Source organism: Succinivibrio dextrinosolvens, from assembly GCF_900116345.1.
Lineage (GTDB): Bacteria > Pseudomonadota > Gammaproteobacteria > Enterobacterales > Succinivibrionaceae > Succinivibrio > Succinivibrio dextrinosolvens_B.
The window spans coordinates 14,830-27,674 of the sequence record NZ_FPAH01000014.1 but is presented as its reverse complement, the minus strand read 5'-3'; the positions used below and the strand labels follow the sequence as shown (position 1 = coordinate 27,674).

Here is a 12,845-nt window from a genome sequence, read left to right as displayed (position 1 = left end):
TAGGCTCCATATAATAAAAGAAAGAAATTGTCCCCTATGACTATCCTTGCACCACTCGACAAGGCCTTGCATAGAGCAACGAACAGGGAAAGATTATACTCTTATTTTCGACTTATATCGCATAAAAAAAATATTATTCACGAACTACTTGATTAGTTTGAATTTATTGCTATAATGTGAACCACTTTTTGCGTCGTTAGCTCAGCTTGGTTAGAGCATCACCTTGACATGGTGGGGGTCGGTGGTTCGAGTCCACTACGACGCACCATCCTAGAAGGCAACCTATTGGTTGCTTTTTTTTGAAAAGGCCCCTCCTATATATTATTTATCCATCATCTCCATCCGTTTAAACAAATACCAATATATAGATAAATCTCTATAATAAGGTCATATAAAAAAGTCCCAAGAAGGCCGAATACTGCAATAGGAGTAATTATTATGGACGATTGGTGTAGATTCAAAACTCGATAAAAAAAGACAAAGGAATCATTAACAAATGATCTAGAAGAGATAGAGGAAATTTCAAAGATTATTGGCACGGTAATTAAGAAAAGGCAAGCGATCAAGATTTCACATAAAGAACTTGCTAGATTAAGTGAGCTGACTCAGACCTCGATTGCAAGAGAACTTTTCTAGTACAAACTTATTGTTATTTCGTCAGTAAAAATGTAACAAATACATTATTTTCGTCAGTAAAAATGTAACAAACACTTTATTTTCGTCAGTAAAAATGTAACAAACACTTTATTTTCGTCAGTAAAAATGTAACAAACACTTTATTTTCGTCAGTAAAAATGTATTATTATAAACATAATGGGGGGGGGGAAATAAAATGGAACGATTAGCCTACCAAAAGTTACTCGAATGGAAAAACAATAAAAACAGAAAACCTCTTATACTGAACGGAGCAAGACAGGTTGGAAAGACCTGGCTATTAAAAGAATTCGGAGAAAAAGAGTACGAGACTATAGCCTACATAAACTGCGATGAAATAGAAGATCCGAGAGTTGTTTTTAGTGATTTTAATACTGATAGGTTAATACGAGCATTTACAGCCATATCAGGCGTAAACATAAAAAAAGAAAAAACTCTGATTGTTTTAGATGAAATCCAGATCATTCCTATAGGATTAACATCTCTGAAGTATTTCTGTGAAAATGCCCCCGATTACCATATAGCAGTTGCTGGTAGTTTACTTGGTATTGGATTACACGAGGGCACTGGTTTTCCTGTTGGGAAAGTTGATGAGATAAATCTTTATCCATTAAACTTTAAAGAATTTTTATTAGCTCTTGAAAAACAACAAATTATTAGTGCGATTCAGGAGCATAGATGGGAAGAACTATCCGCATTATCTTCTATTTTTATTGATTTGCTCAGACAGTACTATTATGTTGGAGGAATGCCGGCCGTTGTAAAGGCATATACAGATAGCCACGACATATTTGAAGTCAGAAAAATCCAAAATCAGATTTTGGCTGATTATAGACGAGATTTTTCTAAACATGTTCCATCCGATATTCTTCCAAAAGTTAATATGGTCTGGGATTCTATTCCTGCACAACTCGCAAAAGAAAATAAAAAATTTATATACAGTAAAATAAAAAAAGGAGCACGAGCAAAAGAATTTGAAAATGCAATCCAATGGCTTGTCGATGCAGATCTAGTCTACAAAGTACTTAGGGTTTCAAAAGTTGAAAAACCATTGAAATTTTATGAAGATTTCGATGCATTCAAGCTTTTTATACTAGATTTAGGGTTACTTGGAGCAATAACAGACGTGGATGCAAAGGATGTTCTTGTAAATAATAACGCTTTTACAGAATACAAAGGTGCATTTACTGAACAGTATGTGTTGCAAGAATTACAGGCCTTAGACCAAAAAATTTATTACCATTCTAAAGAACGTTCCGAACTTGAACTTGATTTTATAGTTCAAAAATATAATGTTTACCCAATTGAAGTGAAGGCAGAAGAAAACCTAAAATCAAAATCTCTTAGAACGATATACACAGAAAATAATAAGTTAAAACCAGTCAGATTCTCCATGTCAGATTATAAAGAACAGGATTGGATGATTAATGTTCCTTTATATCTTGTGGCAGAATGGATTGAACAGGCCGAATAAGATTACCTTATTCGCCTTATAAAAAGATCCTCTTTTCCAATCCAATCTCTTTTTTAAAAAAGTTGAACATTCATCATATTGTTATTTTCAGTAACATTAAACTGAACAGATTTTTTTTATAAGAGTTTAAATATACTTATCTTTGTATCCCATCAATAAAACACATAACGTATTTACGTTGTTTTTTATAAAGAAATTAATATGAAAATCAAATGCATTTTTGGAATTGTTCTCCTTGCGTTCACTTCATTTGAGGTTGTGTCCACTGAGGAACAAACATCAGACAGACTGGAAATTCATAAGATGAACAGCTACACACAGATTACTCAGGAAGAGGCAATGCAGATGATGACCAGAAGCGATGGTCATATCATTTTAGATGTAAGACGACCAGATGAGTACTCAAGAGGTCATATTCCCGGAGCCATCCTGATTCCAAATGAAACCATCGGCGCAACACCTCCAGATGAACTAAAGGACTTAAATCAGATTATTCTTGTCTACTGCAGAAGTGGAAATAGAAGCAAACAGGCGGCAGCAAAACTTGCAGCAATGGGCTATTCTCAAATTTATGAGTTTGGAGGAATCAACACCTGGACAGGTGAAATCACCCAAGAGTAAACCTAAATAGTTAACGTTATTTTAAAGCCGAAAACATACAAAGGAAAAAAAACAATGAGATCAACTAGACTACTGAATCTTCTGACACTTGGGCTTTGCTCGATGCTTATGCTTGCAGGATGTACCTGCACACAAAACCAGGATAAAAAAACAAGATTTGATGAGCCTCGTATGGCTTCATCTCCTGAGTGGGTAAAGGAGCTTGGAGAAAAGAATCAGGCTACTCAGCTCTTCGTTGTAGCAGGGGTTGGCAAGACTACTGCCTATGTATCAATGCATGAGAAAAAAGCAGACGGCAGCTGGGTTCAGATTACAAGTACACCTGGTTTTATAGGCAAGAACGGACTTGGTAAAACCAAGGAAGGTGATGCCAAAACACCTGTTGGCTCCTTCCACTTTAACTATGCTTTTGGCATTGCCGATGACCCAGGCTGCAAGGCATTCACCTACAAAAAAGTTGGTGATAACGACTACTGGTCTGGAGATACAAGAGAAAACTACAAATACAATCAGATGGTCAGCATCAAAGAATTCCCTGATCTGAATAAAGATGACAGCGAGCATTTAATAGATTATCTATATCAGTATCAGTATGCTCTGAATATAGATTACAACGAGGCAGGTATTGCAGGTCTTGGTTCAGCAATATTCCTGCATTGTGTTGGAGACCAGAAACCATATACAGGAGGCTGTATTTCTATTCCTCACCGCAATATGATAACTGTAATGCAGAATGTGCGTAAGGACTGCGTGGTAGTTATCGATGAGCTTAAGAATATAAGTCCTGAAACCTACAAAAAATGGGGACTTTAGGAGCATAAAAAAAGAGCAGGAACAATGTCCTGCCCTTTCTAAAAAAAAAGTGGAAAGTAACAATTTCTATAATCTAAATTATTACTCTCCTCAATTCATTTATCTTGAAGCTAAAGCTTCTGCCTCATCAATATCCTGAGTATCTGATAACATTTTCTTTTTCTGAAAATGCTGCATTGTACAGATGGCAACCAGCACAGACAGTCCAATCAGATCGGTTGTTATTCCTGGAACCATCATACATAAGCCACCTAAAGCCAGAATTACTCTGAATAATGGCTTGATATGGAAGAACAGATATCCGTTCAAAGCTGCAGCCACACCAAAGATACCAATGAATGAAGTTACGCAGATAAGAGCAATCTCCATAATCTGCAGACACTGAATCATAAATGGACTTGCATTTTCAATCTGAACTATAGGCTCAACATTTGAGAACAGCAGTGCAGGATTGAATGCAAAGATATATGGCACAATAAACGCTGCAATAGCAATCTTAGTTGCATTGAAGGCGGTTCTCATTGGAGGGGCCTTGGCAATTGCAGAACCTGCATAGGCTGCAAGTGCAACCGGAGGAGTAATATCTGCAACAATACCAAAGTAGAACACAAAGAAGTGTGCGCAGATAATTGGGATACCGATTGCAGGTGAAGTCAGGATAGGAGCACATACAGCTGCCATAATGCAGTAGTTGGCTGTAGTTGGAACCCCCATTCCCAGGATGATACAGCAGATCATGGTTAAAACCAGAGCTGGCAGAACATAGCCTGCAGATAAGTGTACAACCATAGCAATAAGCTCAGATGCAAGACCTGTAGTAGTAATACAGCCTGCAACCAGACCTGCCATAGCACAGGCTACAGCTACGGTAATAGTGCTCTTGCCACCAGCTTCTAACGCTTCAATAAACTTCTTAACAGAAATTCTCTGATCTTTATTGATAACACCAACCAGAATTGCCACGCCAATAGATACGGTAGCAGAGAACTGCATTGTAAATACATTTGCAGAAACCAGAGATACCAGCACTACCAATGGGGCCAGCAGATACATTCTTGGAAGAAGCTCTCTGAACTTAGGAAGATTCTCACGGGAGATACCCTGTAATCCAAGCTTCTTAGCCTCTAAATGAACTGAAACATAAATACCGGCAAAGTAAAGTACAGCAGGCAGAATAGCTAGCACTGCAACCTGAATATAAGGAACTCCCATATACTCAGCCATCAGGAAGGCAGCCGCACCCATGATAGGAGGCATAATCTGACCACCTGTTGATGATGCAGCTTCAACAGCACCAGCAAACTCAGGTCTGTAGCCAGCCTTTTTCATCATCGGAATAGTAATAGAACCTGTGGTTACGGTATTACCTACAGATGAGCCAGATACCATACCGCATAAGGCTGAAGAGATAACAGCAACCTTTGCTGGACCACCGGCAGAAGCACCTGCGATGATATTGGCAAGATCGATAAAGAAAGCAGAAATACCGGTTCTCTCTAAGAATGCGCCAAAGATAATAAATACAACAATGTACTTGGCACAGACATCAATAGGAGTACTTCTCAGTCCATCACCTGTTGAATAGAAAAGATCATAAATAACCTTTCCGAAACGAACAGAGCATAAGGCATAAACCAGAAGAGCGCCTACAACACATAGAATAGGAATACCCACACAACGGCGACATAACTCCATAAGTGATAACAGAGTCATAACCGCAAGAGAAATCATCAGATAGTAATCAGGATTTCTTGGGCTTGTAACCTTTAAGGCCAGCTGAATGATTGATTCTGCATTGATTGCAAAATAAACCAGAGGCACAACTCCCATAAACATCAGTACAATATCGTACCAAGGAATAGAGTTGATATGAGATTTTGTGTTCAGACCAAAATTGATGTGGAATCTTGAATCATTCTCATCATCGTTTTCGTCAAAATTGTTTCTGCGAATTGGATAATGCAGATATCCGATTACAATAACCAGAGCAATAAAGATATTTAATCTAACCTCTGGAATAGCAGTACTGAACATGGTTACATAGATGCAGTACAGAGAAAATGCAGCACACAGAAGTGTAATCACCTGAGAAGGCAATCCTGTCCAGATTCTCTGATTACTAGATCTATCGTATTTCTTTACAACGGATGAAACGTCTAATGCTGAAGGGGTCTCCTTCAGCGTAGTAAAGTTTGCATCCATATAAGTTGATTTTTCTGTCTTCATCGTATTCCCATTATTCTATTTATACATCACTGTGAAATTACTAGAGAAAACCGAGATTTTCTCTAGTCTTATGATGTACGGGTTTACTTACCTTTAACAGTAATGCCCTTCTCCTTGAAGAACTTTACTGCACCCTTGTGGTAAGGAACAGCTTCGTATGAAGCAGCAAATTTAACATCTAATTCATTACCCTTTGCGTGAGCTGCCTTGATTTCATCAAGGTGATTGTAAACACCGCACAGGAAGTTATATACGTCGGTCTCGCTTACTTCATCCTGAGCAACAACAACGGCACCTACAGCAACAGTTGAAACATCATCAGAGGTTCCGTATACATCCTTTTTAATGGTGTATGAGCTGTAGTAAGGAGATTCCTTGATTAAAGCATCGACATGCTGTTTATCAAGACTTACAAGACGAACTTCCTTTGAAGTTGATAAAGATGTAATTGCTGTGGTAGGTGCACCTGCAACAATAAATGCTGCATCAATCTTACCGTCCTTTAGAGCATCAACACTGTCACCGAATGACTGATAGGTTGGCTTGATATCCTTTTCAACATCAAGACCATATGCCTTTAAGACATCAACAGCATTGAAGAAAACACCAGAACCAGCAGCACCAACTGATACATTCTTGCCCTTTAAATCTGCAACAGTCTTGATTGCAGGATCTAAAGTTACAATCTGAACCTGTTCCATATACAGGTTGGCAACAGTTGAAATGTTATCAATCTTTTCCTTGAATAATCTGGTGCCATTGTATGCATAAGCGCCAACATCAGTCTGAACGAAACCTAACTGAGCATCGCCATCAAGCATAGCCTCAATGTTAGCTGCAGAGCCACCAGAGGTGATTGCGGTTACAGAAGTACTGGTATTCTCACTAACCTTACCTGCTAAAACACCGCCAAATCCATAGTAAGTACCCTGGGCACCACCTGTTGAAAAAATAAGTTTTGAACCATCAGGCAAGCCATCAGCATTTACATTAGTGCAGAATGCAGCTGCCAGCACTGCGGCTGAAAATAATCTTACAAATTTTTTCATGACAAAGTCCCCTTATTTACTTGAGTAACAGATCTTTTATTTAGGTAGATCCGTCGAACCTAGATATAACGATTCAGAATTTATCTGATCAAATTTTTATCACAGTGTTAAATTTGTAGTCAACAAATGCGAATTTTGTTTATTTTTTGTGCAGGTTTTACATTTTCTTGTGCAGAAAATGCATTGTATTGGTGAGAAAACTGGTATTTCTTATAAAAATACCAGTTTTTTATTAGATAAGACTGAGAGAAAAAGTATTAGATGTTGTTGAAGATATCCAGGTTCTCTCCCTCGGAATCCTTCCAGGCCTTATCTGCCTTGGCATCATCAGAACGCTGATTTTCAATATCTGAGAAATAATCAGCTGCAGGAGGAACAATATACTTTCCAGTAAAGATTGAGCAGTCAAATCTGGTCAGATTTGGATTCTCTTCAGTAATTGATGCCTCAAGATCTTCAAGCTTCTGATAAATCAGAGCATCAGCATCAATTGCCTTGCAGATTTCCTCATTGGTACGGCCATAGGCGATAAGTTCCTTAGAGGTAGGCATATCGATACCGTAGATATTTGGATAACGGATCTCTGGAGATGCAGAAGCGAAGTATACCTTGTTGGCACCTGCCTCTCTTGCCATCTGAACAATCTGCAGTGAGGTGGTTCCGCGAACAATGGAATCGTCAACTAAAAGAACATTCTTTCCTGCAAACTCTGAAGGAATTGGGTTTAGCTTATTGCGAACTGATTTCTTACGCTCCTTCTGACCTGGCATAATAAAGGTTCTGCCTACATAGCGGTTCTTTACATAGCCCTGTCTGTATGGAACGCCTAAGGTTCTTGCAATCTGAACGGCGATATCAATTGAGGTATCAGGAATAGGAATAACCACATCAATCTTGAGATCCTGATGCTCATGCTTAATCTGTTCTGCAAGCTTAGTACCCATACGTACACGGGTAGCATATACAGAAGCGCCGTCGATTACTGAATCAGGACGGGCAAAATAAACATACTCAAAGATACAGGAATTTAATACTGGATCCTTAGCACAGATACGTGAATGCAGTTCGCCATCCTTAGTAATAAGAAGAGCCTCACCAGGTTTTACATCACGAATCATCTTAAAGCCGATAACATCAAGAGCAACGCTCTCAGATGCAACCATATACTGAGACTTGCCGTTCTCATCTTTCTTCTCACCTAATACCAGTGGACGGATACCGTATGGGTCACGGAAGGCAATCATACCGATACCAAGCACTACGCTGACAACAGAGAAACCGCCCTTGATCTCATCGTATACGCCTGAAATTGCCTCAAAGATATCATCATGAGAAGGCACATCTTTATTGATTTTGGAAATTTTCCAGGCAAGGATGTTTAAAAGGACTTCAGAATCAGACTGGGTATTTACGTGACGATGTGCTTTTTTGCACTTTTCTTTTAATTCTTTTGAATTGATGAGGTTGCCGTTATGGGCGAGGGCGATGCCGTATGGAGAGTTAACATAGAAAGGCTGAGCTTCAGCAGCTGAGGATGATCCCGCGGTCGGATACCTTGTATGGCCTATTCCGATGTTTCCCGTCAGTCTCAGCATATGTCGCTGTTGAAAGACCTCCGTTACCATACCGTTAGATTTTCTCTGATGGAAATTATCATCCTCATCAACGGTAATTATGCCCGCCGCATCTTGGCCACGATGCTGCAGAACCTGCAAAGCGTTATATAGTTTTAAATTGACAGGAGAAGTACCTACGATACCAACTACGCCACACATTTAATTTTATGCTCCGGTTTCAGTTGTTCCCATATAAATGAAGAACCAGTTAACGATTCGTTGTAATTCAGGTATAAACAAAGATTCTTTATACCATGGATAATCCTGGATAAAAGAAAGGATATGAAGTTTGCCCAAGATTTGAACCAGCGCAAGAACAGCACTGACGATAAGAATACCTCGTGCAACACCAAAAGCAACACCAAGCAGTCTGTCAAAGCCGGAAAGACCAGCCTTCTTCACTAAAGAGCTTATTACAGTTGAAACAAATCCAAGAATAATAAGGCTTCCTATGAAAAGAACAATACTTGCAATTGCTTTTCTTGTCAGAGGATCATTTGAGAAAGAAATCAGAGATGCAACCTGTTCATAAAAGCGACTGGCAATGATGAAGGCTGCAACCCAGGAAAATATTGAAGAGGCTTCTTTGACAAAGCCTCTGAATATAGACATGATGGCTGATAAGCCAACCACGCCTAAAATTACCCAATCAAGAGCGGTAAGAACTGCCATTATTTAGTCTCAGCAGAAATAACTTCCAGTCCACCAAGGTACTTACGTAATACCTTAGGTACTGTTACAGAACCGTCAGCATTCTGGTAATTCTCTAAAACTGCAACCAGGGTACGGCCTACAGCAAGACCTGAACCGTTTAATGTGTGCAGAAGCTCTACCTTGCCATCCTTACGACGAACTCTGGCCTGCATACGACGAGCCTGGAAATCAACACAGTTAGAACATGAAGAAATCTCACGGTAGCAGTTCTGAGCAGGAAGCCAAACCTCAATATCATAGGTCTTAGCAGAACCAAAGCCCATATCACCGGTACACAGAGTAACAACGTGATAAGGAATCTCCAATGCCTGAAGAACAGCCTCGGCGTCAGCAGTAAGCTGCTCTAAAGCCTGCCATGAATCCTCAGGTTTAACAATCTGAACCATCTCCACCTTGTCGAACTGGTGCATACGGATCAGACCGCGGGTATCACGACCAGCTGAACCAGCCTCTGATCTGAAGCATGGAGTATGAGCAGTAATCTTAATAGGTAAATCCTGCTCAGGAATAATCTCATCACGAACCATGTTGGTTAGAGGAACCTCTGCGGTTGGAATCAGACAGAAGTGGTGATTTACACCGTCACCGTCACAGTTGCCATCCAGGTTGGTGTGGAATAAGTCCTCTGAGAACTTTGGCATCTGACCGGTACCGTACAGAGAATCCATATTAACAAGGTATGGAGTATAAATTTCGGTATAGCCCTGCTCCTCATGAAGATCCAGCATTAACTGAACCAGAGCTCTGTGAAGCTTGCAGATGGCGCCCTTCATGAATGCGAAACGAGCACCGGAAACCTTTCTTGCAGTCTCAAAATCGAGCATGCCCAGGCCTTCACCGATGGCAACGTGATCCTTTACCTCAAAATCGAACTGACGTGGAGTACCCCACTTTCTTACTTCAACATTAGCAGTCTCATCTGGTCCGATTGGGCATGACTGATCAGGGAGATTAGGAATGGTTAAAGCGATATCATTTAACTGCTTTAAAACTTCATCCTGTTTTACCTTAACTGAGGAAAGCTCTTCACCAATTGCAGCAACCTTAGCCTTAATCTCGGCAACATCCTGACCAGCCTTGATAGCCTGACCGATACTCTTGGACAGGGAGTTACGCTGTGCCTGTAGGTCCTGAGTCTTAGTCATGTACTCTTTACGTAATGACTCTAGCTGGTTAATCTTTTCTACGTCTAATTTGTAGTTACGAGTTGCAAGGCGCTGAGCAGCCTCTTCAATATCAGCGCGTAAATATCTTGAATCTAGCATGAATAAACGCCACAGTTATAGTAAACAAAAAAATCTTATTACCTAAGACCCTCTCAGGAGAGGTCCTTATCTTTTTTATCGTCTAAAGAATTGATTAAAAAAGGAATTAACTCTGAAAACGAAAGGAATTAAACCTATATACATAACAATCAGAGTGTTTTATTTCTCGATTAGAACGAGCAGATTGAGACTTTGATTGCAATTTTTACGGCGGTAATTTTAGCATATTAAGCTAAAAGTTGCTCAAAAAACTGTATGTAAAATAATAATCAGTACAATCCTACTGTTAAAGAAAAAAGGATTACAAATAAGGAATTAGCACGAAATGGACTCAGAAGAACAGTTAGAAAAGTTCTGTCAGGAAGGAATACCTGACAAAAGAAGAATATTATTATCTATGAGTAACTTTCTTGCCGACAAAGCCTTCAGGATAGCGTTTATCCTGTTCAACAGCGTCTCTCTGTCTTAAATATTCAATCTTTTTGGTATAAGTTACCTCTGCGCCTCTGTCAGAAGGATGATAGTATACAGTGCCGGTCAGCTCCTCAGGGAAGAAGCTCTCACCTGCAGCATAAGCCCCCTCAAAATCATGAGCATAGCGGTAGCCTTTTTTATAGCCCATATCCTCCATGAGTTTGGTAGGAGCATTTCTAAGATAGATAGGCACTTCAAGATCGCCATGTGCCTTTGCATCTTCACGGGCCTTGCCAAAAGCCTCATAAAGATGATTGCTCTTAGGTGCTAACGCACAGTAGACAGTAGCTTCTGCAATAGCTCTCTCTCCTTCAGCAGGACCTACACGCTCAAAGATATCCCACGCATTAAGACAGACTGTCATAGCTCTAGGATCAGCAAGACCGATATCCTCAGTTGCAATTGCAAGCAGACGTCTTGCTACATAAAGAGGATCACCTCCGGCTTCGAGGATTCTTGAATACCAGTACAGAGCAGCATCCGCGGCACTGCCTCGAACCGACTTATGAAAAGCGGAGATAAGTTCGTAATAGGCATCACCGTTCTTGTCATAGTTAATCAGCTTACGACCGGCTACGGCCCCAACCATGGCCAGGGTTAAAATCTTGCCGCCTTCTTTATATGGGGCTGCAAGATCGGAAGACATCTCCAGAATATTCAGAAGATATCTTGCATCTCCGCCTGCAAGATCAACTATGGCTTTCTCAACGCCATCAGCTAAATGAATCTCTTCCTTTTTTAGTCCGCGCTCAGAAGTCAAAGCATAATGAATAAGAGCCCTAGACTCCTCCTCATTAAGTTTCTGCAGCACATACACACGGGCGCGGGAGAGCAGAGCTGAATTTAAAGAAAATGACGGATTTTCGGTGGTGGCACCGATAAAGGTAATGGTTCCGTTTTCAATATGAGGCAGAAAGGCATCCTGCTGAGTCTTGTTGAAACGGTGAACCTCATCCACAAACAGTAAAGTTTTAACTCCGCGCTGCTTTCTTAAAAGAGCTCTGTCCACAGCCTCCCTGATATCCTTGATACCTGAGGTTACGGCAGGGATCTGCTCAAAGTAGGCATTGCAGGATTTTGCAAAAAGCAGAGCCAGAGTTGTCTTGCCCACACCAGGAGGTCCCCACAGTACCATGGAATAGCACTGTCCCTTGTCCAGGATTGTTCTAAGAGGACGACCTTTGGCAATAAGGTGACTCTGACCAATGTATTCGTCCACCGACTGAGGTCTTAATCTTGAGGCTAAAGGAGCAAAAGCATCAATCTGCTCAGAACCAGCCTGAGATTCATTGTCTTTCTGCTCCTGTTCTATGGCAGCAAACAGATCAGTTTGATTTGCGCTCATCGTCTATCTGTGCATCCTCTGGAATGGTGTAGGAAAATGCATCATTCTCAACAGTATATTTAATTCCGTTAAGATTATAGGTATTGAGGTTTCCATCCATAAGACGAATGGCAATTGAGCTGATATCATCTCCGTTAAACTTTAAGGAGAGTTCCTTAATATCTGCCTTTTTTTTTGGAACAAGTCTGTACATGCCGGACTCTTTAGTAACCTTGTACTGATTCCAGATATCAGAACGGTTTGAGGTTAAAAGCAGGAATGGAGAGGTATACAGGTCCTTTTTATCAAAAATAGTAACCTGATTGATAAACGGATCGTAGAAATATACGTCCTTGCCTCTGGTAAATAAAACCTGCTCATCAGGAGACAAGGTATGCATCATCAGAGAATCAGGCTTTTTAATTGCTAAACTGCCTTCTGCAGTTGAGACAACCTCACCGTTAGATTTTGTCACCTGCTGATTAAAAGAGGCTGACATTGAGCTGTGTTTTGCAAATATCTGCTGCAGTTCTGAAACCGCATCAGCATATACAGAACAACATAAAAATACAGCAGAGGCTGATATCAGTTTTAATAAACGTAATTTATTCATAA

The 12,845-nt window shown here is 40.2% G+C and carries 10 protein-coding genes and 1 tRNA gene; 4 read left to right on the top strand and 7 right to left on the bottom strand.

The window, feature by feature from the left end; all coding sequences use genetic code 11:
• Window positions 1–190: 190 nt before the first annotated feature.
• The 4 genes from BM308_RS06140 to BM308_RS06125 all read left to right on the top strand — a co-directional run bounded on the left by BM308_RS06140 (window position 191) and on the right by BM308_RS06125 (window position 3,562).
• Window positions 191–268, top strand: a tRNA-Val gene (locus BM308_RS06140).
• Window positions 269–832: 564 nt separating this feature from the next.
• On the top strand, window positions 833–2,128 hold the full coding sequence (locus BM308_RS06135) for an ATP-binding protein (RefSeq protein ID WP_074943743.1): 1,296 nt from the start codon (window positions 833–835) through the stop codon (window positions 2,126–2,128).
• 201 nt (window positions 2,129–2,329) lie between these two features.
• Entirely contained in the window at window positions 2,330–2,749 is a 420-nt protein-coding gene (locus BM308_RS06130) for a rhodanese-like domain-containing protein (RefSeq protein ID WP_083425477.1), read from the top strand.
• Between the two features lie 54 nt (window positions 2,750–2,803).
• Window positions 2,804–3,562: a L,D-transpeptidase family protein gene (locus BM308_RS06125; protein ID WP_074943741.1), complete on the top strand. Its 759-nt coding sequence runs from the start codon at window positions 2,804–2,806 to the stop codon at window positions 3,560–3,562.
• Window positions 3,563–3,661: 99 nt separating this feature from the next.
• On the opposite strand, the gene BM308_RS06120 is transcribed toward BM308_RS06125, so the two are convergent.
• The 7 genes from BM308_RS06120 to lolA form a co-directional block, all read right to left on the bottom strand.
• Window positions 3,662–5,788: a TRAP transporter permease gene (locus BM308_RS06120; RefSeq protein ID WP_218152538.1), complete on the bottom strand. Its 2,127-nt coding sequence runs from the start codon at window positions 5,786–5,788 to the stop codon at window positions 3,662–3,664.
• Window positions 5,789–5,871: 83 nt separating this feature from the next.
• Window positions 5,872–6,837: a TAXI family TRAP transporter solute-binding subunit gene (locus tag BM308_RS06115; RefSeq protein WP_074943739.1), complete on the bottom strand. Its 966-nt coding sequence runs from the start codon at window positions 6,835–6,837 to the stop codon at window positions 5,872–5,874.
• 257 nt (window positions 6,838–7,094) lie between these two features.
• Window positions 7,095–8,612, bottom strand: coding sequence for an amidophosphoribosyltransferase (gene purF / locus BM308_RS06110; protein WP_074943737.1), 1,518 nt, complete (start codon window positions 8,610–8,612; stop codon window positions 7,095–7,097).
• Window positions 8,613–8,618: 6 nt separating this feature from the next.
• The gene (locus BM308_RS06105) at window positions 8,619–9,125 is read right to left on the bottom strand and encodes a CvpA family protein (protein WP_074943735.1); all 507 of its coding nucleotides are present in this window, start codon (window positions 9,123–9,125) and stop codon (window positions 8,619–8,621) included.
• Window positions 9,125–10,432: a serine--tRNA ligase gene (serS, locus tag BM308_RS06100; RefSeq protein ID WP_074943733.1), complete on the bottom strand. Its 1,308-nt coding sequence runs from the start codon at window positions 10,430–10,432 to the stop codon at window positions 9,125–9,127. Before serS ends, BM308_RS06105 begins: the two co-directional genes overlap by 1 nt.
• A 391-nt stretch (window positions 10,433–10,823) precedes the next feature.
• The gene (locus tag BM308_RS06095) at window positions 10,824–12,251 is read right to left on the bottom strand and encodes a replication-associated recombination protein A (RefSeq protein WP_083425476.1); all 1,428 of its coding nucleotides are present in this window, start codon (window positions 12,249–12,251) and stop codon (window positions 10,824–10,826) included.
• Window positions 12,232–12,843: an outer membrane lipoprotein periplasmic chaperone LolA gene (gene lolA, locus BM308_RS06090; RefSeq protein ID WP_074943732.1), complete on the bottom strand. Its 612-nt coding sequence runs from the start codon at window positions 12,841–12,843 to the stop codon at window positions 12,232–12,234. Before lolA ends, BM308_RS06095 begins: the two co-directional genes overlap by 20 nt.
• Between the last annotated feature and the right edge of the window lie 2 nt (window positions 12,844–12,845).